Origin of the sequence: Streptomyces sp. NPDC047117 (genome assembly GCF_040643545.1) — a bacterium.
GTDB lineage: Bacteria > Actinomycetota > Actinomycetes > Streptomycetales > Streptomycetaceae > Streptomyces.
This window is the reverse complement of sequence record NZ_JBEYUN010000008.1, coordinates 157,831-183,150: the sequence shown is the minus strand read 5'-3', so window position 1 is coordinate 183,150 and position 25,320 is coordinate 157,831. Positions and strand designations below refer to the sequence as shown.

19 protein-coding genes are annotated in these 25,320 nt (G+C 71.4%); 10 read left to right on the top strand and 9 right to left on the bottom strand.

Annotated features, from left to right (window positions below; translation table 11 throughout):
• Window positions 1–30: 30 nt before the first annotated feature.
• Window positions 31–882 (bottom strand): DUF4184 family protein, encoded by an 852-nt coding sequence (locus ABZ840_RS17600; RefSeq protein WP_361560396.1) that lies wholly within the window; start codon window positions 880–882, stop codon window positions 31–33.
• A 206-nt stretch (window positions 883–1,088) separates the two neighbouring features.
• On the opposite strand from ABZ840_RS17600, the gene ABZ840_RS17595 reads away from it, so the two are divergent.
• From ABZ840_RS17595 to ABZ840_RS17585, 3 genes are all read left to right on the top strand, one after another.
• Entirely contained in the window at window positions 1,089–2,972 is a 1,884-nt protein-coding gene (locus ABZ840_RS17595) for a lytic transglycosylase domain-containing protein (protein ID WP_361560394.1), read from the top strand.
• A 300-nt stretch (window positions 2,973–3,272) separates the two neighbouring features.
• Window positions 3,273–3,407, top strand: a complete 135-nt coding sequence (locus tag ABZ840_RS17590) for an SPW_0924 family protein (protein ID WP_361560391.1) — start codon at window positions 3,273–3,275, stop codon at window positions 3,405–3,407.
• A gap of 47 nt (window positions 3,408–3,454) precedes the next feature.
• Window positions 3,455–4,468: a DUF3068 domain-containing protein gene (locus tag ABZ840_RS17585; protein WP_361560389.1), complete on the top strand. Its 1,014-nt coding sequence runs from the start codon at window positions 3,455–3,457 to the stop codon at window positions 4,466–4,468.
• A gap of 75 nt (window positions 4,469–4,543) precedes the next feature.
• Here ABZ840_RS17585 and hrpB read toward each other — a convergent pair whose 3' ends face one another.
• The 4 genes from hrpB to ABZ840_RS17565 all read right to left on the bottom strand — a co-directional run bounded on the left by hrpB (window position 4,544) and on the right by ABZ840_RS17565 (window position 9,955).
• On the bottom strand, window positions 4,544–7,123 hold the full coding sequence (gene hrpB, locus ABZ840_RS17580; protein WP_361560387.1) for an ATP-dependent helicase HrpB: 2,580 nt from the start codon (window positions 7,121–7,123) through the stop codon (window positions 4,544–4,546).
• Between the two features lie 84 nt (window positions 7,124–7,207).
• Window positions 7,208–8,173: a hypothetical protein gene (locus ABZ840_RS17575; protein WP_361560384.1), complete on the bottom strand. Its 966-nt coding sequence runs from the start codon at window positions 8,171–8,173 to the stop codon at window positions 7,208–7,210.
• 313 nt (window positions 8,174–8,486) lie between these two features.
• Window positions 8,487–8,804 carry an SH3 domain-containing protein gene (locus ABZ840_RS17570; protein WP_361560381.1) on the bottom strand — a complete coding sequence of 106 codons (318 nt, stop codon included), beginning with the start codon at window positions 8,802–8,804 and terminating at the stop codon, window positions 8,487–8,489.
• 275 nt (window positions 8,805–9,079) lie between these two features.
• The gene (locus ABZ840_RS17565) at window positions 9,080–9,955 is read right to left on the bottom strand and encodes a class I SAM-dependent methyltransferase (RefSeq protein ID WP_361560901.1); all 876 of its coding nucleotides are present in this window, start codon (window positions 9,953–9,955) and stop codon (window positions 9,080–9,082) included.
• Between the two features lie 499 nt (window positions 9,956–10,454).
• On the opposite strand from ABZ840_RS17565, the gene rpsA reads away from it, so the two are divergent.
• Window positions 10,455–11,969, top strand: a complete 1,515-nt coding sequence (rpsA, locus tag ABZ840_RS17560; protein WP_361560379.1) for a 30S ribosomal protein S1 — start codon at window positions 10,455–10,457, stop codon at window positions 11,967–11,969.
• A 183-nt stretch (window positions 11,970–12,152) separates the two neighbouring features.
• On the opposite strand, the gene ABZ840_RS17555 is transcribed toward rpsA, so the two are convergent.
• Window positions 12,153–13,244: a sheath polysaccharide-degrading enzyme gene (locus ABZ840_RS17555; RefSeq protein WP_361560376.1), complete on the bottom strand. Its 1,092-nt coding sequence runs from the start codon at window positions 13,242–13,244 to the stop codon at window positions 12,153–12,155.
• Window positions 13,245–13,781: 537 nt separating this feature from the next.
• On the opposite strand from ABZ840_RS17555, the gene ABZ840_RS17550 reads away from it, so the two are divergent.
• From ABZ840_RS17550 to ABZ840_RS17535, 4 genes are all read left to right on the top strand, one after another.
• Window positions 13,782–14,735, top strand: a complete 954-nt coding sequence (locus ABZ840_RS17550; RefSeq protein WP_361560373.1) for a PAC2 family protein — start codon at window positions 13,782–13,784, stop codon at window positions 14,733–14,735.
• 182 nt (window positions 14,736–14,917) lie between these two features.
• Window positions 14,918–15,508 carry a dephospho-CoA kinase gene (gene coaE, locus ABZ840_RS17545; protein ID WP_361560370.1) on the top strand — a complete coding sequence of 197 codons (591 nt, stop codon included), beginning with the start codon at window positions 14,918–14,920 and terminating at the stop codon, window positions 15,506–15,508.
• Between the two features lie 22 nt (window positions 15,509–15,530).
• On the top strand, window positions 15,531–15,902 hold the full coding sequence (locus tag ABZ840_RS17540) for a cupin domain-containing protein (RefSeq protein ID WP_361560367.1): 372 nt from the start codon (window positions 15,531–15,533) through the stop codon (window positions 15,900–15,902).
• A 341-nt stretch (window positions 15,903–16,243) separates the two neighbouring features.
• Window positions 16,244–16,627 carry a tetratricopeptide repeat protein gene (locus tag ABZ840_RS17535; protein ID WP_361560364.1) on the top strand — a complete coding sequence of 128 codons (384 nt, stop codon included), beginning with the start codon at window positions 16,244–16,246 and terminating at the stop codon, window positions 16,625–16,627.
• A 191-nt stretch (window positions 16,628–16,818) separates the two neighbouring features.
• On the opposite strand, the gene ABZ840_RS17530 is transcribed toward ABZ840_RS17535, so the two are convergent.
• The 3 genes from ABZ840_RS17530 to ABZ840_RS17520 all read right to left on the bottom strand — a co-directional run bounded on the left by ABZ840_RS17530 (window position 16,819) and on the right by ABZ840_RS17520 (window position 19,178).
• Window positions 16,819–17,166 carry a DUF6343 family protein gene (locus ABZ840_RS17530; protein ID WP_361560361.1) on the bottom strand — a complete coding sequence of 116 codons (348 nt, stop codon included), beginning with the start codon at window positions 17,164–17,166 and terminating at the stop codon, window positions 16,819–16,821.
• A gap of 19 nt (window positions 17,167–17,185) precedes the next feature.
• Window positions 17,186–17,365 (bottom strand): hypothetical protein, encoded by a 180-nt coding sequence (locus ABZ840_RS17525; protein ID WP_361560358.1) that lies wholly within the window; start codon window positions 17,363–17,365, stop codon window positions 17,186–17,188.
• Window positions 17,366–17,426: 61 nt separating this feature from the next.
• Window positions 17,427–19,178: a UvrD-helicase domain-containing protein gene (locus ABZ840_RS17520; RefSeq protein WP_361560355.1), complete on the bottom strand. Its 1,752-nt coding sequence runs from the start codon at window positions 19,176–19,178 to the stop codon at window positions 17,427–17,429.
• Between the two features lie 339 nt (window positions 19,179–19,517).
• On the opposite strand from ABZ840_RS17520, the gene ABZ840_RS17515 reads away from it, so the two are divergent.
• Both ABZ840_RS17515 and ABZ840_RS17510 read left to right on the top strand, forming a co-directional pair.
• On the top strand, window positions 19,518–22,520 hold the full coding sequence (locus ABZ840_RS17515) for a DEAD/DEAH box helicase (protein ID WP_361560352.1): 3,003 nt from the start codon (window positions 19,518–19,520) through the stop codon (window positions 22,518–22,520).
• Complete coding sequence (locus tag ABZ840_RS17510; RefSeq protein WP_361560349.1) at window positions 22,517–25,069, top strand: SWIM zinc finger family protein; 2,553 nt, start codon at window positions 22,517–22,519, stop codon at window positions 25,067–25,069. Before ABZ840_RS17515 ends, ABZ840_RS17510 begins: the two co-directional genes overlap by 4 nt.
• Window positions 25,070–25,320 lie beyond the last annotated feature (251 nt).

Here is a 25,320-nt window from a genome sequence, read left to right as displayed (position 1 = left end):
CGGAAGGCGGCCGGGGGCGATCCGTTCGGATCAGCTCCCGGCCGTCGCCTTTTCCGCCGGAGCGGCGGCCCGCAGCCGTCGGCGCCGTCGGCCGAAGAGGTGGACCGCCGCCGCCCACACCGGCAGGCCCACCCCCAGTCCGGCGCCCGCGCCGAACAGCACCGTCGGCACGTAGTCGAACCACGTCGCCGACCCGCCGTACACCGCATGCGCCCGCACCACCCGGTGCCCGGCGCCCAGCAGTACGCACGCCGTCAGCAGCACGCCGCACCCCGCCCGCGCCCTATTGCCGAGCGAGGGCAGCGCTTCGGGTGCGGCGTCGCGCGGCGCCCCTCGCAGCGCGGATCGCACGAACCAGGCCATGGCCACCAGAGCCACCGCCGACGTGCCGTACTGCACGTACGCGTACACGGGCCACCCGGCGACGTACTCCTGCAGTACGGGCAGCAGCCGGACACCCCAGCGCCCGGGGTGGGTGAACGCGTCCCACACCACATGCGTGAGCGCGCCGATCACCGCGGAGCACCAGAAGCGCACCACGAGCTGCCCGCGCGACAGCTCCCGCCAGTCCCGGCCGCGGAACAGCGCCCACGCGCGGCCCCGCCACGCCCGCGGCAGCACGGCCAGCAGCGGACCGCGCAGCAGTAGCCACACTCCGACCAGGAGCGCGGCGCACAGCGTGTCCACGGTGAGAACACCCCACGGCGCGTGCGTGAATTCTCCGAACGCCATCGCACCGGGCACGACCGTGTCCGCGAAGTACGTCAGGTCCGGCGCGAACGAACCGGCGACGAGCGCCGACGCGAGCAGCGGGCCGCGCGCCGTGCCGTTGCGGCGCACCGCAGGCAGCACCGCCGCGGCATGGCTGAGTGTGAACGGCATGATCCCCCTCCTGACCGGACCCGATCGCTGAACCTGATCGAGTGATCGGTTCGAGGCAGTATGCCGGATGTGGGCGGACAGTGATGGTGAGCCGGGAACGGTAGCTGCGCGCGGGGAGTTGTCGTAGTGTCGCGTGCGTTGGAGCGCCGAGAGCGCAACGCCGTGCACCCAGCACGGTGGTTCGACGCGGAGGGGGAGTAGGGCGTATGGCAGCCAAGTTCGGCCGACGGCTCCGCAGGGGAGCGGCCTCCGGTGTGGTCGCGGCGCTGGCCGTTGCCGCGCTCACGGCCTCGCAGGCGCCGGACGCCGCCAAGGCGGTGGGCAGTTCCCGGGACGTTCCCCGGGGCGACACCCCCATCGACGGTGACTCCTCGTACTACACCGACCTCCCGCCGCTCGCCGGTCCACGGCCCGGCAAGGAGAAGGGCGGGGACGGGCCCATAGCCACCGGCCCCATGGAGTCCGGCATACCGGCGACCGTGCTCGCCGCGTACAAGAAGGCCGAAGCCTCTCTCGCGCAGAGCAACCCCGGCTGCAAGCTGCCCTGGCAGTTGCTCGCCGCGATCGGCAAGGTCGAGTCCGGGCAGGCCCGCGGCGGCGCGGTCGACGCGAACGGCACGACGCTGAAGCCCGTCCTCGGCCCCCAGCTCAACGGCAACGGCTTCGCCCGGATCACCGACACCGACGGCGGCCGCTTCGACAGCGACACCACGCACGACCGCGCGGTCGGCCCGATGCAGTTCATCCCGTCCACCTGGGCGAGGTGGGGCACGGACGCCAACGGCGACGGCGCGAGCGACCCCAACAACATCTACGACGCCGCCCTGTCGGCCGGCCGTTACCTCTGCGCCGCCGGCCGCGACCTGTCGGTGCAGGCGGACATGAACCGCGCGATCCTCGGCTACAACCACTCCGAGGAATACCTGCGCACGGTGCTGTCCTGGTACGAGTACTACCGCAAGGGCACGCACGAGGTGCCCGACGGCGCCGGCGTCCTGCCGACCGGACCGCGCACGAACGACTCCGGTGCGGGCACCGGCGATTCCGGTCGCGGAGCCGGCAAGGGGAACACCGGCGGCAAGCAGAGCGGCGAGAAGGACCGGGGGAGCTCGGGGAAGGACAACGATCCCGGGAAGAACTCCGGGACCGACAAGGGCTCCGACGCGAACAACGGCTCCGGGGGCGGCAAGGAGTCCGGCTCCGACAAGGACGACGACGGCTCGGGGACCGGCGGCGACACCACGAAGCCCGACCCGACGCCCGCGCCCGACGGCGACGGCGGCTCCCAGCCGGGGTCCGAATCCGGCAGCGGCTCCGACGAGGACGGCTCGACCCCCGGCACGACACCGGGCAGCGGCAACGAGACGCCCACGAAGCCCCCGGCGCCCGACGAGCCCGCCCCCCTCGCCTCCCTCGAACGCGTCGGGGACAAGGAGCGGAGCGCCACCGCCGGCGAGACGTTCGCCGACCCGCTGCAGGTCCGCGCGGAGAACACCGCGGACCGCACCGTCTCCGGCGTGCGCGTGCAGTACGAGATACGCGGCGACGGCGACACCCGCTTCAAGGGCGGCGCCGCCAAGGTCACCGTCACCACCGACAAGGACGGCATCGCCACCGCCCCCGCCCTGATCGCGGGCGAGAAGGCCGGGACCTGGACCGTCCGTGCCACGGCGGTCGGCCGCGCCGTGCCGGCCACCGACTTCACCGCCACCGTCAAGGCCAGGCCGCAGGCCGACGCCCTGGCCCGCACCTCCGACGAGAAGCTGCAGGCCGAGTCGGGCGCCTCCTACGCCGACGCCGTCGAGGTGAAGGCGACCTACCACGGCAAGGCAGCGCCGGGCGTGGCAGTCACCGCCACGATGATCGCCGGGGACGCCGCCGACCCCGCCGAGGCGGAGCAGAGCACCGAAGGCCCGTACTTCAAGGACGCCAAGGGCGCGCCGCTGCGCACCCTCACCGGCCTGAAGACCGACGCCAACGGCCTGCTGAAGCTGCCGCAGATCTTCACCGACAGTCACCCCGGTACGTACAAGCTGCGGCTCACCACGGTCAGCGGCGCTGTGCTTCTGGTGGACCTCAAGGTCGGCTGATCTCGGGTACCGGTACGTGGTGGGCTGACGCCGGTACTGGTACGCAGCGGGGACACCCGTATTGGTACGCAGTGGAGGGGCGTGGCGCGCGGGCGTCGCGCCCCTTTCGTATGCGTCCCCGCATCCCGACTTCGTACGCGGTCTCGCATTCCGCTCGTATGCGGGCTCCGCATCCCGTGCCGGCGCAACGTGTTCTCATCTGTGCCGCCCGTTGCTACGGTGCCCCAGCCCCACCTGCTGACGGGTCGTCAGTTCCGTCGGTTCCGGTGGGGAGGTCCGCAGTCGAACGGGAGGCCGAGCATGCGTGCCCTCACAGCAGCCGCGATCGGGCTGGCCGCCGCCCTCGCCCTGGTCTTCGCCATCACCGCCGTCGGCGCCCCCGACGGGAAGACGTCCCCCGAACCACTGTTGACCACCGTCCCCGAGCACCCCTGAGGCACCGCCGACCACCACACCGACCGCACCCGAGGGAGGCCGCCGTCATGCGCCGCAAGGCCAGCCTCGTCCTGCTCGCCTTCGCCGTCTTCTGCACGGCTCTGTCCCCGCTGATGCGGTGGTACGCCTTCCCCCGGCTCGCCAAGATCCCGCCGAGCCAGTACCAGTCGATGGTCCTGGAGGCGAGCCCCGCCACCCTCGTCGACTACGGCACGATGAAGGCCAAGAAGGTCCCCAAGATCAGCATCGTGCAGACGCTGAAGGGCAACGTGGAAGCCGCCGACAAGGTCGAACGCACCGCCGGCCGCGACGTCGTCGTCTGGGACGCGCTGTCCTACGTCGCCGGGCCCGACGGCAAGATGGTCTCCGAGATCCCCGAGCGCTACATCTTCGACGCGCACAGCCAGGAACCCGTGCACGCCGCAGGCGAGTCGGTCGACGGCGAACCGGTGCGCCGCGACGGCATCGAGTACAAGTGGCCCTTCCTCACCGAGAAGCGCGACTACACCTACTTCGACGCCCAGACCCGCACCTCCGCGCCCATCCACTACAAGGGCACCCGCCGCTTCCACGGCCTGGACGTCTACTACTTCGAGCAGACCATCCCCTGGACCAAGGTCCCGCTCCCCAAGAAGATGCCGGTCAAGGGCGTCACCCCGGAAGCCGTCGAGAAGATGGGCACCACCCGCTGGTACACCACCAAGCGGATGTTCTGGGTCGACCCGGTCACCGGCGCGCCCGTCAACGGCGAGGAGATCCACAAGGAGGAGCTGCGCGGCGGCGACCTGCTGCCCGGCGGCGGCAAGGTCACCGCCTTCGCCGGACACGTGAAGATGCGCGCCGACTACCTGGACGCCACGGTCGCCCTGGTCTCCTCCCAGCGCACCCTCGTCCTGCTGCTCACCACGTACCTGCCCTGGGGCCTCCTCGGCGCGGGCGCCGTACTGCTGACCCTGAGCCTGTACCTGGAGGCACGCGGACGGCGCCCGCGCGGGGGGCGGGAGGCGCCTGCGGCGGAGGGGGCGCATGGGGCGATGGGCGCCCCAGAGCATGCGTCTTAGGGGCTTCAGCTGTACGGCGGCGCCGCTGTACGGCGGCGCCGGCCCCCACGGCTTCCGGAGCCCGGCGGCGCGGCCTCAACCCCGCCGCATGCGGGCCGTCGTATGACGTGTCGGCTCGGCCGTCGCCGGGTCCTCGGGCCACGGGTGCTTCGGGTACCGGCCGCGCAGCTCCGCCCGTACGGCGCGGTAGCCGTCCTGCCAGAAGGACGCCAGGTCGGCGGTGACCGCGGCGGGCCGCCCGGCCGGTGACAGCAGATGCACCAGTACCGGAACCCGGCCGCCCGCCACCCGCGGCGACTCCCGCAGCCCGAACATCTCCTGCAATTTCACCGCCAGCACCGGCTGATCACCGCCGTAGTCCACCCGGATGCGCGAGCCGCTGGGCACCTCGATGCGCTCCGGAGCCAGTTCGTCGAAGCGCGCCGAATCACCGCTCGCCCACGGCAGCAGCCGCGACAGCGCCTGTCCCGCGTCGATCCGCGCCAGATCCGCCCGCCGCCGCGCCCGGCTCAGCTCCGGCTCCAGCCACTCGTCCCGGCGCGCCAGCAGCGCCTCGTCCGCGACGTCGGCCCACGGATCCCCCAGCTCCCCGTGCAGGAACGCCATGCGCTCCCGGAGCGATCGCGCACCGTCCGACCAGCGCAGCAGCCCGAGCCCTTCCCTGCGCAGACCGTCCACCAGCGCCTCCCGTACGAGCGCCGGATCCGCGTCCCGCAGCGGCCGGGACACCAACTCGATCGCGCCGAGCCGTGCCACACTCCGCGCGACCACGTCACCGTCCGCCCAGCCGACCTCCTCGGCCTCGGCATACAGGGCCCCTGCCGCCGCCCGCGCCGTCGCCTCGTCGACCACGGCCGCGAGCCGCACCCGCGCCGACGCCGCTGTCACCGGTCGGTCCGCCACGGCCACCGCCAGCCACTCGGCACTCCGCAGCCGCGACCCGTCGCCGACCTCGGCACCGGTCCCCGACGCCATCACGTACGCACCCGCACCGCGCTTACGGGCCACCCGCTCGGGGAAGGCCAGCGCCGCCACGACCCCCGCCACCACGTCGTCACTCTCCCCGGACGACGAGGCGGTCGCCTCCGAGGCACCGGACGCCTCCAAGGCACTGGAAGTCTCCGAGGTGCCGGACAGGGCGGAGGCCAGTCCGGAGGCCAGTCGTCGGGACTCCTGCCGCCAGCGGCCGGCGTACGCGTCGCGCCCGCGCCGGGCCGTGCGCCAGGCGTCGGCGAGATCGTCGCCGTACTCGCGCGGCGGCTCCTCGCTCAGCAGTGCCACGACCTCCGCCGCCCGCCGCGTACCCACCTGTGCCGCGCCGTCCAGCAGGGCGCGCGCCAGCCGCGGGTGCAGGCCGAGCCGGGCCATCCGTACGCCCCGTTCCGTCGCCCGGCCGGCCGCGTCCACCGCGCCCACCGCCGTCAGCACGTCCCGCGCCGCCGCCATCGCCCCGCCCGGCGGCGCATCCAGCAGTGCCAGGCCCGACGCGTCCGGATCGCCCCAGCACGCGGCCTGCAGTGCGAACGCCGTGAGGTCCGCGACCTTGATCTCCGGGGAGGGGAACCGCGGCAGTCGCCCGTTCTCCCCCTCCGACCAGCAGCGATAGACCGCACCGGGCGCCTCACGCCCCGCGCGGCCCGCCCGCTGTCGCGCTGCCGCCTGCGATGCCCGTACTGTCGTCAGCGCGCTCAGCCCCCGCGCATGATCCATCCGCGGCTCGCGCGCCAGGCCGCAGTCGACCACCACCCGCACGCCGGGAACCGTCAGGCTCGACTCCGCCACCGACGTCGCCAGCACGACCCGCCGCCGGTCACCCGCACCGGCCAGCACCGCGTCCTGCACCGCCGCCGGCGCCCGGCCGTGCACCTGGAGCACCTCGACCCCGACACCCGCCAGATCGGCCAGCTGCCCGGCCACCCGGGCGATCTCCCCCACGCCCGGCAGAAAACACAGCACGTCGCCCTCCCGCTCGCGCAGCGCACGCCGCACCACCGAGGCGACATGTGTCAGCAGCGCCGGATCCACCCGCATCCCGTGCGCCGGACGCACCGGCCGCTCCGGCGGCGCCCACACGGTCTCCACGGGATGCGACACCCCCTGCGCCGCCACCACCGGCGCGTCCCCCAGCAGCCGCGACCAGCCCTCCGCGTCCGTCGTCGCCGACGCCGCCACCAGCCGCAGCTCCGGCCGCAGCGCCTCCCGTACGTCCAGCAGGAACGCGGCCGCCGTATCCGCGTCCAGATGCCGCTCGTGGCACTCATCCAGTACAACGATGTCCACGCCGGGGAGTTCCTGATCATGCTGGAGCCGCTGGAGCAGCACGCCTGTCGTCACCACCTCCACGACAGTGCGCGCCCCTACGGAGCGCTCCCCGCGCACGGTGAACCCCACCCGCTCACCCACGCGCTCCCCGAGCAGCCACGCCATCCGCCGGGCCGCCGCACGCGCCGCGATCCGCCGCGGCTCCGCGACCAGCACCTTGCGTACGGGCGAGCCGCTCTCCGTCAAGCCCGCCAGTGCCAGCGGTACGAGGGTCGTCTTGCCGGTACCCGGAGGCGCGCAGAGAACGGCGGTCCCGGCGCCCTCCAGCGCCTCATGGAGCGCGGGCAGCGCGGACCGTACGGGCAGAGCATCGAGTTCATCACGGCGGATCACCCGACCAGTGTCTCGCGGGGCAGCGGGCCGCCTCGGGGGCCGGTGTCGCGGAGCTGCGGGTGGCCCGGCCTGCTGCGGTAACCGCTACTCGGCCTTGGCCGCCGTCTGCTTGGGCAGCCGCTGCAGGAAGGCCACCTGGCCGCCGTTCTTCTTGGCCGGCACCTTCACCATCTGTTCGGAGACGGACGTGAAGGTCATCTTGTTGGTCTGCTTCTTCGGCCCGTCCAGGACCGCCTGGATCTCAGGAGTGATGTTGAATGCGTGGCCGGCGGGCAGCGTCTTGCGCTGGAAGGAGCGCGTCGCGAAGAAGGCCAGCGCGCCGCCGTCCTTCGTGCGCAGCGCCATCGCCGGGAACTTGTACGCCTGGTCGATGGTCTCGGTGCGCTGTCCCACCTGCTTGGCGGCGGCCGTGCGCTGCTGCCGCAGACGGTCGGTGTGCGGCCCGGGGGCGAAGAGGTCGCCGCTGCCGGTCTTGAGGTACTTGGCGTAGGCGTTGCCGAGCTTGCCGGGGTCGATGGTCAGCCCGGCGGAGCCCTTGCCGGCCGGTATGGCCTTGGCGTAGCCGTCCTTGTCGGTGGCGAACTGCGGAAGTCCGCCTGCCGGCAGCGGCAGGAGATAGGCGGCCTTCCACTTCTCCTGCGGGCTGTTGCGGGTGAAGGCCAGGAGCCAGCGTCCGGACTTGTTGCTGCGCGCGTCGGCGAGGAAGAACTTCGGCCATCCCGCCATCTTGGGGATGACGATCTTCGTGTCGCTCAGCTTCAGCGGCTGGAAGCCCCGGCCGTGCTGGCGGTCGACCTTGATGGACGCCTCGTCGATGTCCTGCAGCGCGCCCGTTTCGTAGCTGGTGGTCACCTCCGGGTCGTGGACCGCGTTGGCCTCGTTGTACCCGGCGACGAACTGCTTCACGGCTTTGCCGGCATCGGCCTTGTCGGACACCGCCGGGATCACGGCCAGTTCGCCGTGGACGGTCATGCATCCGCTCAGCGTCAGCAGCGCCGCGGTCGCGGTCATCATCGCGACGGGCGCCCGGAACGGCGACCTGCGTGTCATGGGGCCGGGGCTCCTTCTGGGCGACCGGGCGGCGTACGTGGCCGCCGGGGTGGCTCGATTCGGCGTAACCCTACCGGGCAGTGGCGCGAAGCGATCCGCCCAGGGGCCGCGTGACGACCGGCGGAGAACGGCCGATGAGGTGGTCGGTGACCGTGCCCGCGTGAGCATCGGGGCTTATATGCGCTTTTCCCCTGCCGGCAGGGCACTGGCACTCCTGGGTACCGCTGCGGCTGGGTGCATGGTGCCTGAAGCCGCGAGGGGCCGGCGATCAGGTCGCCGGCCCCTCGGGGTGCATCCATGCCGCGGTCAGCGGTTACTTCAGCAGGCCGATCTTCTTGCCGTAGGCCCAGCCCTTCGCACCCTTGTGGGCCCCGGACTGCACCTTGCCGTAGATCCAGGTCGTGGAGCCCTTCTTGTACTCGCAGTAGTAGTAGAACTTCGTCCCCTTGGACAAGGTTCCCTTCGAGGAGTACTTGGTGCTGGGGCCGGTGCGCAGGGCGGCCTTCTGCACCACGTCGAACTGGACGTTGGAAAAGTCCCAGTTGCACTTCGAGCTGCCGACGGCACTGGCCGCCGGGGCCGTGACGACCGCGCCGCCGGCCAGAACTGCGGTCGCGGCGAGAGTGATCATTCCTCGCCCGAGCAGAGACTGTCGCAAGACGTTCCCCCATTTTTTCGAGCGCTGCGTGGCGGAGGTCCCGCACTGCGCATCGCGCTGTTGTTACTGGTCAGTTGAGCAGCTGAGCTTAACCCGGCCGGTCTCGGGAGCCTCGCCCGCCCCAACGGCATCATCTGCCCCGTATCCGTCGGCGAGGAGTTCACCATCGCCCGGGGCTGCAGTCGCAATGCGCGTACGCAAGCGGCTGATTCGGTGCTGTGCCCGGTGCCCCCGCGGCACTCAGCCGTTCACGGGTCCCGGCGGCATACGAAGATCGCGGTGCCCGGGATCAGCCCGCCTCGCAGGGGGGACCAGCCGCCCCACTCCTGGGTGTTCCAGGCGGGCCACTCCGGCTCCACCAGGTCCTCCAGGCGGAAGCCGGCCGTCACGACGTCGCGTACGCGGTCACCCAGGGTGCGGTGGTGCTCCACGTACACCGCCTCGCCCCGCTCGTCCTGCTCCACATAGGGCACGCGGTCGAAGTAGGACGCCGCGACCGACAGACCCTCGGGGCCGGGCTCGTCCGGGAAGGCCCAGCGGATGGGATGCGTCACCGAGAAGACCCAGCGGCCGCCCGGCCGCAGTACCCGGTGCACCTCGCGGAAGACCCGTACCGGATCGGCGACGAAGGGCACCGCCCCGTAGGCCGAGCACGCGAGATCGAAACTGCCGTCCGCGAACGGCAGCGCCCCGGCGTCCGCCTCCACCAGCGCCACCTCAGGGACCGCGGAACCCTGCGCCTGAATGTCGGCACCGATCCGCAGCGCGTGCTGCAACTGCCGGTGCGAGAGATCCAGCGCCACCGGATGCGCGCCCTGCGCCGCCAGCCAGCGCGCACACTGTGCCGCGCCCGCGCCGATCTCCAGGACCCGCAGACCCTTGAGGTCGGCCGCCGGCCCCAGCAGCCCGGCCTCCGCCTCGTCCAGCCCCTCGGGACCCCATACGAAGCGGTCGTCACCCAGAAAGCCGCCGTGCTCGATCTGGTACTCGTCGGCGTTGCGGTCCCACCAGCCACGGCTGGCCCGGCTGCTCTCCGCGTCCCCGGCGCTGCGCCGTACGGCCACGGAGTCGTCGTCCACGGAGTCGTCGTCCACAGCGGCCTCGGTGCCGGCATCGGCCCCCATGAGGTGGGTGCCGTCAGTGCCCATGAGGCCCGTGAGGCGGGTGTCGGGGGAGTCGTCGTAGTGGTTCATCGGGCCCGTCGCGTATCCTTCGCCGAAGCTTGTAGTTTTCTGAGGTTCGTGGGGCCGCTGAGCCTGGCTGGTCACAGCCCCGCGATGGACTTGGTCAGGCCCCCGTGGCCTGCAACGGCAAGGCTGTGCGGCTCTCTCGTACCCGGCATGTGCCGGTTATGGGGCGATCCGCCCGCGGTGTGCGCCTTCGCGCATTGACCGTGTCCGGCTGCCCCCGTATGCTACAAGTTGCGCTGCGGGCCTGCGCACCTCAGACGGAGCAGGTCGCGCTCGCATCTGTTGCATGTCCCCTCGGTTTCGAGGCGCTGACCGGATTCTCCGGAGTTCCGGAGGGCGCGCCTCATTGCTGTCCGACTTCTGCAGAAGCGATAAAGGCTCTCGGCGTAGCAGTACCTACGACTTCAATGTCCGTACCGGAGCCCTTTCCCACATGACGAGCAGCACCGAGACCACCGCCACCACCCCGCAGGTAGCGGTCAACGACATCGGTAACGAGGAAGCCTTCCTCGCCGCGATCGACGAGACGATCAAGTACTTCAACGACGGCGACATCGTCGACGGCGTCATCGTGAAGGTCGACCGGGACGAGGTCCTGCTCGACATCGGTTACAAGACCGAAGGCGTCATCCCCAGCCGCGAGCTCTCCATCAAGCACGACGTCGACCCGAACGAGGTCGTCGCCGTCGGTGACGAGATCGAGGCCCTGGTTCTCCAGAAGGAGGACAAGGAAGGCCGCCTGATCCTCTCGAAGAAGCGCGCCCAGTACGAGCGTGCCTGGGGCACCATCGAGAAGATCAAGGAAGAGGACGGGATCGTCACCGGTACCGTGATCGAGGTCGTCAAGGGTGGTCTCATCCTCGACATCGGCCTCCGCGGCTTCCTTCCCGCCTCCCTGGTCGAGATGCGCCGCGTCCGCGACCTGCAGCCCTACGTGGGCAAGGAGCTCGAGGCCAAGATCATCGAGCTGGACAAGAACCGCAACAACGTGGTCCTGTCCCGCCGTGCCTGGCTGGAGCAGACCCAGAGCGAGGTCCGTCAGACCTTCCTCACCACCCTCCAGAAGGGTCAGGTGCGCTCCGGCGTCGTCTCCTCCATCGTCAACTTCGGTGCCTTCGTGGACCTGGGTGGCGTCGACGGTCTGGTCCACGTTTCCGAGCTGTCCTGGAAGCACATCGACCACCCGTCCGAGGTCGTCGAGGTCGGCCAGGAGGTCACGGTCGAGGTCCTGGACGTCGACATGGACCGCGAGCGCGTGTCCCTGTCGCTCAAGGCGACCCAGGAAGACCCGTGGCAGCAGTTCGCCCGGACCCACCAGATCGGTCAGGTCGTCCCGGGTAAGGTCACCAAGCTCGTTCCGTTCGGTGCGTTCGTCCGCGTCGACGAGGGCATCGAGGGCCTGGTCCACATCTCCGAGCTGGCCGAGCGCCACGTGGAGATCCCGGAGCAGGTCGTCCAGGTCAACGACGAGATCTTCGTCAAGGTCATCGACATCGACCTCGAGCGCCGCCGCATCAGCCTCTCGCTGAAGCAGGCCAACGAGTCCTTCGGTGCCGACCCGACGGCGGTCGAGTTCGACCCGACCCTGTACGGCATGGCCGCGTCCTACGACGACCAGGGCAACTACATCTACCCCGAGGGCTTCGACCCGGAGACCAACGACTGGCTGGAGGGCTACGAGGCCCAGCGCGAGGCCTGGGAGAACCAGTACGCCGAGGCCCAGCAGCGCTTCGAGCAGCACCAGGCGCAGGTCATCAAGTCCCGCGAGGCCGACGAGCAGGCTGCGGCCGAGGGCGCTGCGGCGCCGGCGGCCGGTGGCCAGGGTGGCGGCGGCGGCAACGTCTCCGGCGGCTCGTACTCCTCGGAGTCGGCGGACAACTCCGGCGCCCTGGCGTCGGACGAGGCGCTGGCCGCGCTCCGCGAGAAGCTGGCCGGCGGCCAGAGCTGAGCACGCGCTCACCGCGCTAGCGCCAGTCGCTAGCCGATAGCGATGGAGGCCCGTCCCCTTCGGGGGGCGGGCCTCCGTGCTGTTGCGCCTCTCGGCTCGGTAGGCTGTTGTGCCTCTCGGCTCAGTAGCTCGGCTCGCGGGTTCAGCGGGTAGGGCCCAGTTCACGGGGTCAGCGGGCAGGGCTCAGTTCACGGGTACGCCCGGGTTGGCGATGCCACGGCCGCCCGTCACCGTGTTGTCGCCGGTGATCGTGACCGGGCAGTCCGCCGCGTCGTAGTTGGTGATGTTGAACCCGTAGCGACCGGAGCCCGAGGCGTCGCTGAGGTCGGATTTGTTGCCGCGGAAGACCGTTCCGCAGCCCCAGCCCGACTGCTGCGTGTGCGTTTCGTAGCCGTTGTTGGTCGTGTGCGTACCGGTGTTGTTCTCGACCAGGACGTCGTTGCCTTTTACGTCGACCCAGGAGTCGTCATAGTGGGTTCCGGTGAGCCCGCTTCCGTCGAACGTATTGCCGATGATCTTCGCGCCCGTGGTCCCTTCCTTGATGTCGATGTTCTCGCCGCCGACACCCGGGCCGATCGTGTTGCCGCGTATCTCGACGTTGTCGCTGTTGTCGCCGAGATCCCCCGCGCCGCCCACGTAGACGCCCTCGCCCATGCCGCGGCCGTCTCTGCCGGTGTCGTAGATCCGGGAATCCTTGATCACGCCGTCCTTGCTGGAGTGACGGAAGTGGACGCCCTCCATGTCGAGCCCGTGCACGGTGACGGAGTCGATGACGACACCCCGGGCGGCGTCCGCCATGATCCCCTTCTGCCCGCCGGTGACGGTGAGGCCCTTCACCGTCCAGTACGAGGCGCCGTTCAGGTGCAGCCCGTAGCCGCCGCTCGCGGTCAGTACGGCCTTCGAGGAGCCGGTCAGGGTGATGCGGGACGAGGCACTGCCGGCGACGGAGGTCTTGAAGTTGCCGCGGTACGTACCGTCCGCCAGCTGAATCGTGTCGCCGGGGCGCGCCGTGCTCATCGCGTCCTTGAGCTGGGCGGCCGTGGAGACGTCGATGATGGCGCGGGTGTCGGGGGAGGTTCGTGCGGAGTTCGTGGCGCCCGAGGCGTTGGCGTTCGTGGCGCTTGAAGTCGGGGCGCCGGCGTTGGTGGCGATGGCGTTCGTGGCGTCCGCCGTGGCGGAGACGGCGAAGAGGGTGCCTGCCGCTACCAGGGCGGCGACCGGTACGAGCAGCAGCGGCCGGGCATGGAGTGCCAGGAGAGGTCGGGGGGTGCGCATCCTGGGGCCTTCCTGCGAGTGGGGGAGGGAAGACGGGGAGATGGGGAGACGGGGAGACGGGGCGGTGTGTGAGGTGTCGGCGAGAGCGGCACCTTTACGTCCGCATACATGAACTTCGGGTTACTACGTGAACACTTTGGGCTTTCGTGAAAGTAGAGGTGGATGGGGCGGTCGTCAATCCCTTGGGCGGGGCGGCTTTCGCGCCCACGGGCCGAGTGCCTGCTTCGGCGCTCGCGGGGCGACTGGCTGCTTGGGTCACTCGCGGGGCGAGTGCCTGGTTGGGTCGCTCGGGGGTGCGGAAGATCGGCGCGCTGTGCCGGTGGAACGGTTCGCCAGGCCGGCGGTCCGGTCCGCTGCGCCGGTGAGCGGCTTCCGTAAGCGCCGGACGGGGCAGGGGTATTCGCGGGAGCGGTTCCAAACAGCGGGCGGTCCGCAGGGGGTTTGACGTCCGCACGCGGGGGTGACAGCCCGCGGAGCGGGAATGCATGTGCCCCGCACCGCGTTGTTCCGGGCGGACATCGAGGAGGAGCGGTCACTGTGTTGGATCCCCAGAGTTTGTACGAATGGGAGCCGAGCGGGCTCGCGGCGGTCGACGCGATCGCCTCCCGCGACTCCGCCGGGCTGGTGCTGCTGTACCACCTGGACGGCTACATCGACGCCGGCGAGACCGGCGACCAGATCGTCGAGTCCCTTCTGGAGGGACTGCCGAACGAGGTCGTCGCCCGCTTCGACCACGACCGTCTCGTGGACTACCGAGCCCGCCGTCCGATGCTCACCTTCGACCACGGCCGCTGGAGCTCGTACGAGACGCCCAGCATCGAACTGCGCCTGGTCCACGACGCGACCGGCGCCCCCTTCCTGCTGCTCTCCGGGCCCGAGCCGGACGTGGAGTGGGAACGCTTCACGGCCGCCGTACGCGAGATGGTCGAGCGGCTGAACGTACGCCTCTCGGTCAGCTTCCACGGCATCCCGATGGGCGTCCCGCACACCCGCCCCGTCGGCATCACCCCGCACGGCAACCGCACCGACCTGACCCCGGGCCACCGCGACCTCTTCGAGCAGGCGCAGGTCCCCGGCAGCGTCGAGGCACTGATCGAGTACCGGCTCGCGGAAGCCGGCCACGACGTACTGGGCGTCGCCGCCCACGTACCGCACTACGTCGCGCGCTCCGCCTACCCGGACGCCGCACTGACCGCACTGGAAGCAGTCACCGCCGCGACCGGCCTGGTCCTGCCCAGTGCCGCGCACGCGCTGCGCACTGAAGCGCTGCGCACGCAGGAAGAGATCGAGCGGCAGATCTCGGAGGGCGATGAGGAACTGGTTGCGCTGGTCAGCGGCCTTGAGCATCAGTACGACGCGATGGCCGGCGCCGAGAGCCGCGGCAGCCTTGTGGCCGAGCCTGCCGAGCTCCCCTCGGCCGAGGAGATCGGCCGCGAGCTCGAACGCTTCCTGGCCGACCGAGAGCGCGACCTGGGGGAGGGAAGCGCCTGAGTCGGCGCTTCGCGGGGGACGGGGGAGCGGGGAATGGCCTTGAGGGGGAGATCGGGGAGACCGGGGAGATCGGCTGGGAACCTCGCCGGAGCTTGCTGGCTTGAGGGCAGTCGGATCTTGCCTTGAGGGCAGTGGCCGCCCGGCGCTGTGCTGGAGCCGGACCGCCGTATAGCGTGGGGCGCATGGTCAAGGTGGGGCTCACAGGCGGCATCGGCGCAGGCAAGAGCGAGGTGTCGCGACTGCTCGCGTCGTACGGCGCGGTGATCGTGGACGCGGACAAGATCGCGCGAGAGGTCGTCGAGCCGGGTACGCCCGGCCTCGCCGCCGTCGTCGAAGCATTCGGTACGGACGTACTGACTCCGGACGGCACCCTGGACCGGCCCAAACTGGGCGCCCTCGTCTTCGCCGACCCCGACAGGCTCAAGGCACTCAACGCCATCGTGCACCCCCTCGTCGGCGCCCGCTCCGCCGAACTGGAGGCCGCGGCCGGCGCGGACGCGGTGGTCGTCCACGACGTGCCCCTGCTGACCGAGAACGGCCTCGCCCCCCTCTACGACGTGATCGTCGTGGTGGACGCCGCCCCCGAGACGCAACTGCGGCGCCTGGTGGAGCTGCGCGGCATGACCGAGGACGAGGCGAAGGCCCGCATGAACGCGCAGGCCGACCGGAAGCAGCGCCTCGCGATCGCGGACCATGTCATCGACAACGACGGTCCGCTGGAAGCCCTCGAGCCGCAGGTGCGCGAGGTCTGGGAGCGGCTGCGGACCCGCTGAGGCCGGGCGGTAGCCTCACGCCATGACAGCTACCGATCTTGCCCCCGCGTCGTTCGTCGTCAACATACCCGGCGTCCCGGAAGCCGAACTGGAACCCGAGCCGCTGGACCCGGAACAGATCGTCTCCGGCGACCCCGTCGTCACCGGCAAGGTGTACTGGGAGTCCCCGGACGGCAAGCAGCTCCGCGGCATCTGGCAGATCACGCCGGGCGTCGTGACGGACGTGGAGGCCAACGAACTGTTCGTGGTCGTGTCCGGCCGAGCCACCATCGAGGTCGAGGGCGGTTCGACCCTGGAGGTGGGCCCCGGCGACGCGTGCTTCCTGCGCGAGGGCGACCGGACGCGGTGGACTGTCCACGAGACGCTTCGGAAGGCTTACCACATCAGTTTGTAGGGGCGGGGAGTTGTGGGCCCTCGGGTGAACCTCGTGGGCCCTGTAATTCTGGGCCCCGGGCCCGGGTTGGGATGGGGGCGGCCGAGGCCGGGACGGTGGATGAGCGGGTGACTTGAGAGGGCGGGCGGGTCCGGGGCCGGGCGGGGAATGTGGTGGCGGGCGGCTTTGTTGGGGCTTACGTAACGACCGGGCGGTCGGCGTTCCGGGCTGCGCGCAGGCGGCGAGTCGCCTGAGCGTGGCGGCCGCCGGTACGGCGCGGGCGCCCGTATCCGTATCCGGGACAAGGCGAGTGCCTGTACGTACGAGGTGAATTGCCTGTACGTGTCGGAGAGGAGACGGCCGTGACCGAGCGCACCCCCGAGACGCATGTCATCGACTTCCGTGCGGCTGAACAACTGCTGGCCGCGCGCGACCCGAGGGGTGCTGTTCAGCTCCTGGACCCGGTCATCGCCGCCCACCCGGAGAACACCGCCGCCCGACTGCTGCGCGCCCGGGCCTTCTTCCTGGCGGCGCAACTGCGCCCCGCCGAGCTGGAGTTTCAGGTCGTCCTCGAACGCGAGCCGGACAACGCCTTCGCCCACTTCGCGCTCGGCCGTACCCTCCAGCGTGCCAACCGGCCGGACGAGGCGCTGCGCCACTTCCGCCTGGCCGCCGCGCTGGACCCCCGCCCGGACTTCATTGAAGCAGCACGATTCCCGCTGCCGCCGGACGACTTGGGGGAGTGAGCGGGGGCTGGGGCCGAGTGGAGGCCCGGGGCGGGAGCGGGGGGGCGGGGCGTGACGGGGGGATGAGGGGCTGGGGGTGGGGTGGGGCCGGGGCAGCCTCTGGCCTCTTTCACCCCCGCTGCTCTCGGGGGCCCGCCCCCCCCGCCCCCACCCCGCCTCCCCCTCCGCCCCCATATGTCATCTGCTTGTGCTCAGCGGCCACCGGCATCGCTGTTCTGGTTGCCGTCGCCGTCGCCGTTGCTGCTGCCATCGCCGTCGCCTCGGCCCCCGTGACCTCCACGGGTGTGGTCGCCGCCACCAGGGACGTACCCGGTGTTGCGGCCCCTGTCCGGTTCGTACGGTGGTATGTCCTTGCCGGGCTGGTAGTGCGGCCCTTGGCGTATGTGCCGGCACACGATCACAAGGTCGGTAGCGGCCAGCGCCGCCACCATCGCACAGGCCGCGGCCCACCCGGGGCGCCCGGCGATCAGGAAGGCGGCCACTCCGGCGGCCGCCCAGACCAGCCCCCACAGCGCGAGCGCCCGACGCGTCTTCAGCACGCTCCGCGCTTCGACAGGCTCACTGCCCGTACGCATCTCTCCTCACCACACACCCCGCCTCGTCGCCGTTCACCCACCTCGGCTCACCGCAGGTTCCGGTCGGCCGGCTCCCTCCCTTCTTGGCATACTCCAGCTCGCTGAGCTGGTGTTTTACCCAGTCCTGGCGACTCCTGCTCTCCTCAACCTTCTTCTCAAGCATCCTCCGGTTCGGGCTGTCCGTCACGTCTCTGGTTCGGCCTGTGGATAACTCGTGAGAGGGCTCAGAATGGGGGGATCGCTACCGTCCGTACTCGCCCTGAGCGACCGAGCGACCGGGCGTCCGGGCGTGTGGGCGCGTAGGTGTCCGAGGCGGGTTCAGACGTCATCGTCCGAAGCCAGCGCCCCGACGTCACCGTTCCGATGTCCCCCGCCGGGTGGCTGTTGATCCAGGACAGTCCGCCGAGGTCGAGGCGCTTCCGGGCGCGGGTGACCGCCACGTACGCCAACCGCGCCTCAGCGAGATCGATCGGGCCGGGCAACGGTTCGCCGTGCTCGTCGGTGTCCTCCAGCTCTTCCGGCTCCGTGAAGTCGGCAGCGATGCGCACGCTCGGCCACTCCCGCCCCTTCGCGCGGTGGGCGGTCGACACCGTGATCTCCGCCGACTCCTCGCTCGACAGGCAGCGCAGTGCTCGGAGAACGCTGTCGGCACTGTGCTCGTCGAGGAGTTCGACCAGTGGCAGCAGATCTCTGCCGGACGGGTCGGAGGCGGCGTACTCCCGCAGTTCCTCCCAGGACGGGAACAGCATCAGTTCCGGGTGGGCGGTCCGTCTGCCGCCCTGGAGATCATGTGCGGCTCGGGCCAGTGCTGTCAGTGCTTCGCCCCCACCTGTCAGTGCGACTCTGCGTCCGTCCGACAGCAGCCTCATGACCTCCGCCATCGCGCCGGCGTTGGACCGGCAGAGCACCGCATCGGGGCGGGGCGCGGGGGCCAGCTCCGTGTCGACCAGTCGTGATCCGGTGAGGCGGACGGGGGCGTCGACGATGGCCAGCCAGCGGTTCGCTTCCGCTGCCAGCGCGGGCCCGAACCGGAACGATCGGGAGAGCGTCAGCTGTCTGCCGCGGAACCCGGTCATCACATCGCGTGCGCCTCGCCAGCCGTAGATGGCCTGGGCGGAGTCGCCGACGAGGACGAGCTGAGCGTGCGAGCGCTGGGCGTTGAAGACTTGCTCGACCACGGGGTTGGTGTCCTGGGCTTCGTCCAGGAGAAAGAAATCCGTCTCGATGACCGGTGCGCTCAGCGCCCACATCTTGAGGTAGTGATCGTGCTCGAAGCGGACGGCACCTCGGTCCGGATCTTGAAGATCGGCCCATGCCTTGCGGGCGTACGGGAGGACGATCCGCGCCAGCTGGTCGTGCAGCGCGTCCGACTCGGCGCCGCGCAGTCGTGGCACGTGAGCGGCGGTGAGTGCCGGGGCGGCAGAGCGGCAGTAGCCGGTGACGGTGCCCAGGACCGTGTACGAGAGGGCCTTGCCGGTCAGTGTTCGTGTGCCGAGGCGGAGCCGGAATTCTGGTTCGATGCCCAGAGCGGCGCCGGTTCGCCAGCCTGCCTGGCGTGGTGCGCTCATCCGCCGTTGGAACCGATGGCCGACGGCCGCGTACGCCAGTGAGTGCGCCGTACTGCACGTGACGTGAGCGGGGAAGCGCCGGGCCGCGTCCTGTGCGATGGCTTTGTTGAAGGCCAGGTATCGGCCGGGGCGGCGGGTGCTGCGGGCGAGCATGGCCAGCGTGGTCGTCTTGCCCGTGCCCGCTCCGGCCTGGATCGCTAGATGATCGCCCGCGTGGAAGGCGTCGGCGGCGGCCAGTTGCTCGCCGGTGGGGGAGTGGTGAGTCGCTTCCCCCGAGCGGTGGTCGGGCCGTGCGTCGGGCGGCCGGCTCCGGTCGCGTGGGTTGCGGGGAGGGGGTGAGGTTCCGTGCGCGGGGGAGTCGGTGAGGGGGCGAGGCGTGGTGGTGAGTGCGAGGGACTGGTCGGACATTCGTCTGCTCCCAGGTGATCGGGTGGGCGGTCATCGGCGGCGAGCAGCGGCCGGGGTGCTGAAGGCATGCTCACCGCACTCCGATAACTACGGAGAGTTATCGACGTGGGAACGTTAGCGGATCGCGGTGGGCTGTGGGGGAAAATTTCTTGACCAGCGGTTATGCCTGTGGATAACCCGTCGACGGGGAGATCGTCGGGCATTGTCAGTGCCATCTGCTTCCATGAATTTCACGCTGGGTCGTGGCATCGCCGCCGCAGTCGCCCGGCGGAGGCAAGGGGGGATCAAATGGAGGCGACCGTAGACTCACGAGTCGGAGCACGACACGAACGGAACGGCATGGCAAGACGCTGGGATATGAGCGCGCGGGACGAGGCCGGGGAGCCCCGGTCCACCGACGCCGCGTCATTCGCGTCATCCGCGTCATCCGCGTCATCTGTGTCGTCCGCCTCGGTCGTGGTGTCGTCAGATGCGGCTCGGTACGCCGCTGTGTTCCTGCCCGACGAGCCGCCGAGGGCCGGGGAGATCGCTTTCTGGAGTCCGGACGGTCTGCCGCTGCCCGAGCCCGCCGACGCGGCGGAAGCGACGGACCTGAAGGTCGTGCGGCGGCACGGCAACTCCGTCCGTAGCCGTACGGTTCCCGCGCTGCGGCTGACCGTTGCCGAAGCTCTGCCACTGCTCGTTCAGGCACGTCACGACCCGGCGGCGCATCCCGCTTCCGCCTGCTGGGGCGCCGCGGCCCTGCACGCGCTGCACCTCGCGGCGCGCGGCCGGATGCTCCCGGGACTCACCGCCGGTGATGTGGACGCCTGGCGAGCCGGCCCCCTGGACGCCGAGGACGCCGCGCAGGTGCGGGCGATCGCCGCCGCCATGCCTGTGGAGGCGTACGCCGTCCCCGTGCCGGACAGCAAGCCCCTCCAACTGCACGCACCGAACGCACTGGTCCGTGCCTTCATCGATGCCGTCGTCGACGCCCTGCCGCGCACGCCGGCAGCGGTGGACGTGGCAGGTGCCCCCTTCGCCGCGGCGGAGCCGCAGCGGCTGCCCGGAGCACGGGACTGGGCCGCGGAGGTCGCGGCGGGTGTGGACAGCGGCGTGCGGATCTCGCTGCGCCTGGATCTGGCAGCGCACGAGCTGTTCGACATGTCGGAGGAGGCAGAAACACCGGAGACGTCGCAGGCGCGGCAGAGTCCGGAGGCATGGGAAGCGGGGGCAGTAGCGGGAGAAACGGCGGAGACAAGCGGCAGGGCCGGGGCCGCGGCTGCGGTGCTGCAGGTCAGCCACCTCACCGATCCGACGCTGGTCGCCGACGCCCGGCAGCTGTGGGAAGGGGAGGCGCCCGACGGGTTCGGGCCGCGTGCGCAGGTGGACACGCTGCTCGCCCTGCGTCGGGCGGCTCGTGTCTGGGCCCCGCTCGGTCGGCTGCTCGACCGTGACGTGCCCGATGTGCTGTCACTCGACGAAGAAGAGCTGTACGAACTGCTGGGGGACGCCGCGCCGCGCCTCAAGGCCGCGGGCGTCGCCGTTCACTGGCCGAAGGAGCTGGCCCGGGGGCTGACCGCGAGCGCTGTCCTACGGCCGTCGCCGGGGTCGGCGGCCGACGGGTTCGGGTTCTTCGATGCCGAGCGGCTGCTGAACTTCGAATGGCAGATGGCCCTCGGCGGGGTCCCCTTGAGCGACGCGGAGATGAACGTACTCGCCGAGGCGCACCGTCCTCTCGTACGGCTGCGCGACCAGTGGGTGCTGGTGGATCCCGCACTCGTACGCAAGGCCCGTAAGCGCGAGCTGGGGTACCTCGATCCGACCGAAGCGCTCGCCGTGACGCTCGCCGGCGAGACCGATGTCGACGGGGAACGCGTCGAGGTCGTACCGCTCGGAGTGCTCGCCGGCCTGCGCACGCGCCTCACCGCAGACGTCGCGCCCCTGGAGAAGCCCGCCGGGCTCCAGGCCACCCTCCGGGACTACCAGCTCCGTGGCCTGGCGTGGCTGGACCGCATGACCGCCCTCGGGCTCGGCGGCTGTCTCGCCGACGACATGGGGCTGGGCAAGACCGTCACCACCATCGCCCTGCACCTTCACCGTGACCACCCCGACCCGACCCTTGTGGTCTGCCCGGCCTCGCTGCTCGGGAACTGGCAGCGGGAGATCGAACGGTTCGCGCCCGGCGTGCCCGTACGGCGTTTCCACGGGACGGGCCGCAGCCTGGCGGACCTGCGGAAGGGCGGCTTCGTCCTCACCACGTACGGCACGATGCGCAGCAGCGCGAAGAGGCTGGCCGAGTGTTCCTGGGGGCTGGTCGTCGCCGACGAGGCGCAGCACGTGAAGAACCCGCAGTCGTCCACGGCCAAGGCACTGCGGACGATCAAGGCGCCCGCACGGGTGGCCCTCACCGGCACACCTGTGGAGAACAACCTCTCCGAGCTGTGGGCGCTGCTCGACTGGACCACCCCGGGGCTGCTCGGGCCGCTCAAGACCTTCCGGGCACTGCACGCCCGCGACATCGAAGGCGGTGAGGTGCCGGGGGCCGCGGAACGCCTCGCCCGGCTCGTCCGGCCCTTCATCCTCCGGCGGAAGAAATCCGACCCCGGCATCGCCCCCGAACTGCCGCCCAAGACGGAGACCGACCATCCGGTGCCACTCGGTCGCGAGCAGGTGGCGCTGTACGAAGCGGCGGTTCGCGAGACGCTCGCGCGCATCGAGGCGGCGGACGGCATGGCGCGGCGCGGGCTGGTGATGCGGCTGCTCACCGTGCTCAAGCAGATCTGCAACCACCCTGCGCAGTACCTGAAGGAGACGGCTCCGGGCCTCACCGCGCGCTCCGGAAAGCTCGAACTGCTCGACGAACTGCTGGACACCATCCTCGCGGAGGACGGTTCGGTGCTGATCTTCACGCAGTACGTGGAGATGGCGCGCCTTCTCGAAGAGCACCTCGGCGCCCGTGGCGTACCCACGCAGCTGCTGCACGGTGGCACGCCGGTTGCCCAGCGAGAGGTCATGGTCGACCGCTTCCAGGCCGGGGAAGTGCCGGTCTTCCTGCTGTCGTTGAAGGCGGCGGGCACGGGCCTGAACCTCACTCGGGCCGGCCATGTGATCCATTACGACCGCTGGTGGAACCCGGCCGTGGAGGAGCAGGCGACCGACCGCGCTTACCGGATCGGGCAGACGCAGCCCGTCCAGGTGCACCGGCTGGTCACGGAGGGCACGGTGGAGGATCGGATCGCCGAACTGCTGACAGCTAAGCGTTCCTTGGCCGAGGCCGTGCTCACCGGAGGCGAGGCGGCACTGACCGAACTCACCGACGCGGAGCTCGCCGACCTCGTCACGCTGAGGAGGACGGCATGACCGGTCATGAACGCGACGAGCAAGGGCAGCACGGCGAGGACGCGCAGTACGACGTGCACGGGCAGCGCGATGCGCACGAAGAGGAGTCGGCGTCGGCCGCCATGGGCGAGGGGCTGGAGAGGGTTCGCCGGGAGCTGGAGCGCGGGCGGGCCATGGCGCGGGCGCGTGAGGCCGCGGCGGAGGCGATCCGTGCCCGGGAGGCCGAGGAGCGGCCAGGACCGGACGATGACGCTGCCTTCGAAGCGTGCGGTGCCGCGCGCGAAGAGGACGGCGCTGGTCGCGGTACGGGTGAGCCGCCCGCGGGGGACGACCGTACGCAGCAGAGCGACCTGGTCGACCCCGCCGACGTGGCCGGCGCGGCCAAGGTGGCCGACGCGGCCGGGGAGAGCGGCAGTGGGCGGGTGCCCGGGGCCGGGCGGCGGAGCGAGGCGGCCGAGCGCGCGCGACGGGCGGTGCGGCGTACGGGGGAGGGGCCGCGGAACAGCCCTGCTCACGAGACCGGGGAAGCGGGTCCGAACGCCGTGGGCGAGACGGGCGCCGGGCTGTCGTCGGCTGGAACCAGCGGCGAAGCGGGTACGGGGCGGAGCCGTGCAGCGGAGGAAGCCCGGCAGGCGCTGAAGCGGGCGGCTCCCGAAGCGAGGCGCGCCCGGGAAGAAGCCTCCCGGCCACCGGCCCGGGAGCCGCAGCAGGACGCGGAGGCTGCCGAGAACGGCGCGGAGCAGAAGGCCGTGCGCCGGAGCGCAGCCGCGGAACGAGCCCGCCAAGCGGTGGCCCGCCCTGGGCAGGCCAGGAAACGTACCGATGGCGGCCGTGGCCATGAAGCCCGTGGCTACGAGGACCGTGGCGATGAGGGCCGGGGCTATGAGACGAGCGCCGGAGCGGACCTTGCCGGTGCGAAACCTCCCGAGGACAGGCGGCCCGGCACAGCGGAGCAGGAGCAGCAGTCCTTCGGTACGGGGGACACCCGCAGTACGAAGGGAAGCCGCCCCGCCGAGGCGAACGCGAAAGGGCACCTCGACGCGCTGCGTAAAGAGGCGAGCCGTTCCGAGGTGAGCCGCTTCGAGGAAACCTCGAAGTCCACGCGGCGGGCGTCACCACCGGCTCCGAAGCCCGCGCAACAGGGCCTCCGGCGCGTGGGGGACGCCCTGGGAGGCGAAGTCGAAGGCAGAGGCAAAGGCAAGGACGAAGGCGAACGAGGCGCTGCGAGTGCCGCGGAGGAGGAAGCCGCGGCGGCGGGGCGGGTTGCGGGGCGGGCCCGGGTGTTTCCCGCGGTGGCGGTCGGCGGTGCGGATGGTGAGGAGTTCGCCGAGACCTGGTGGGGCCGGGCGTGGCTCGACGCACTGGAGAGCACGGCGCTCGACACGGCGCGGCTCGCACGGGGACGGGACTACGCGAGCGGCGGGCACGTGGGCCGGATCACCGTGGCCCCCGGGCGTATCTCCGCGCCCGTGACGGGCAGCCGGCCCTACCCCTACCGGGCCGAACTCCGCCTGCGGCCCTTCCCGGACGCCGTGTGGGAAGCCTTCCTCGACGACGTTGCCACGCGGCCCGCTCACCTCGCGGCGCTGCTGGGCAGGACGCTGCCGCGCGCACTGGCCGAGCGCGAGGACGAGGCGGGCGTCCGGTTGCTGCCGGGCCCCGGGGACCTCGTACCGCGCTGTTCGTGCCCCGACCGCGGGCATCCCTGCAAGCATGCCGCGGCCCTGTGCTTCCAGGCCGCGCGCTTGCTGGACGCCGACCCGTTCGTGCTGCTCCTCATGCGCGGACGTGGCGAGCGTGAACTGCTCGACGAGCTGTCGCGGCGCAATGCCACGCACAGCGCCGACACCGAACGAGCGGCCCGCGCGACGCTTCCCGCGGTCCCGGCTCGTGCCGCGTTGCACGCACGGGAACTTCCGCCGCTACCGCCCCCGTTGTCCGTACCGGAGCACACCGGTCGGCCGCCGGTGCTGCCGACGGCCGACGACCCCGCCATCGACCCGGCTGCCGTCGAACTGCTGGCCGCCGACGCCGCCGCCCGGGCCCGCGCCTGCCTGGCCGCCGCGCAGGCTGCCGTCGCCGCGCCGAGGCAGAGTGGTACCGCCTCTCGGGAGGGCGGACTCACGCCGTTCCCCGCCCGTACTCTCTGGGAGGACGCGATCCGGCTGGTCGCGGGGGCGCACCCCACCTCCGGGCTGACCGCCAGCACGCGGGAGATCTACCGCGGCGTCGCCGAGGCCACCGGCCGGCCGGTGAACGAGGTCGCGCGGGCCGTGGCCGCCTGGCGGCAGGGCGGCCCCGAAGGCCTCGACCTCCTGGAGTCGACATGGGAACCGCCCGCCGGTGACTTCGACCGCGCCCGCAGCGCCTTGTCGGCAGCGGACCTTCCCTCGCTGCGGCCCCGGCACAACCACCTGACCGACACCGACCGCGGCATACAGCTCCGCTTCGGCCGCGACGGTCGCTGGTACCCGTACGAATCCGACCCCGGGACGGAGGACTGGTGGCCCACCGGGCGCGCCGACGCCGACCCGGTGGGCGCCCTCACCCCGCTGCTGGCGACGGAATAGGGCGACTGCCCGCCGCCCGCTGGCCGCTCCCCACGGGACCGTCCGCCCACCCGCTGCACTTGACGCGGCCTCAGCAATGGCCACCGGGCGGCCACCGGCCGAGCGTCGCCCCGATGATTACCGGCGCGGCGCCGACCCGACGGCCGCCCGGGCGAGCCCCCGCCCAACGGCCATCGGACGGTTGCCGATTCAGCGACCACAGGCCGGGCACCGCCCCGGCGATCACCGGCGCGACCCCGACCCGGCAGCCA

Coding starts and splice junctions, on each gene's coding strand:
- ABZ840_RS17575 (WP_361560384.1), bottom strand. CDS start 8,173: ATGACACGCAGGTCGCCGTTCCGGGCGCCCGTCGCGATGATGACCGCG.
- ABZ840_RS17555 (WP_361560376.1), bottom strand. CDS start 13,244: ATGCGCACCCCCCGACCTCTCCTGGCACTCCATGCCCGGCCGCTGCTG.
- rpsA (WP_361560379.1), top strand. CDS start 10,455: ATGACGAGCAGCACCGAGACCACCGCCACCACCCCGCAGGTAGCGGTC.
- ABZ840_RS17540 (WP_361560367.1), top strand. CDS start 15,531: ATGACAGCTACCGATCTTGCCCCCGCGTCGTTCGTCGTCAACATACCC.
- ABZ840_RS17570 (WP_361560381.1), bottom strand. CDS start 8,804: ATGATCACTCTCGCCGCGACCGCAGTTCTGGCCGGCGGCGCGGTCGTC.
- ABZ840_RS17595 (WP_361560394.1), top strand. CDS start 1,089: ATGGCAGCCAAGTTCGGCCGACGGCTCCGCAGGGGAGCGGCCTCCGGT.
- ABZ840_RS17510 (WP_361560349.1), top strand. CDS start 22,517: ATGACCGGTCATGAACGCGACGAGCAAGGGCAGCACGGCGAGGACGCG.
- ABZ840_RS17565 (WP_361560901.1), bottom strand. CDS start 9,955: ATGGGGGCCGATGCCGGCACCGAGGCCGCTGTGGACGACGACTCCGTG.
- ABZ840_RS17590 (WP_361560391.1), top strand. CDS start 3,273: ATGCGTGCCCTCACAGCAGCCGCGATCGGGCTGGCCGCCGCCCTCGCC.
- ABZ840_RS17585 (WP_361560389.1), top strand. CDS start 3,455: ATGCGCCGCAAGGCCAGCCTCGTCCTGCTCGCCTTCGCCGTCTTCTGC.
- coaE (WP_361560370.1), top strand. CDS start 14,918: ATGGTCAAGGTGGGGCTCACAGGCGGCATCGGCGCAGGCAAGAGCGAG.
- ABZ840_RS17600 (WP_361560396.1), bottom strand. CDS start 882: ATGCCGTTCACACTCAGCCATGCCGCGGCGGTGCTGCCTGCGGTGCGC.
- ABZ840_RS17515 (WP_361560352.1), top strand. CDS start 19,518: ATGGCAAGACGCTGGGATATGAGCGCGCGGGACGAGGCCGGGGAGCCC.
- ABZ840_RS17525 (WP_361560358.1), bottom strand. CDS start 17,365: ATGCTTGAGAAGAAGGTTGAGGAGAGCAGGAGTCGCCAGGACTGGGTA.
- ABZ840_RS17520 (WP_361560355.1), bottom strand. CDS start 19,178: ATGTCCGACCAGTCCCTCGCACTCACCACCACGCCTCGCCCCCTCACC.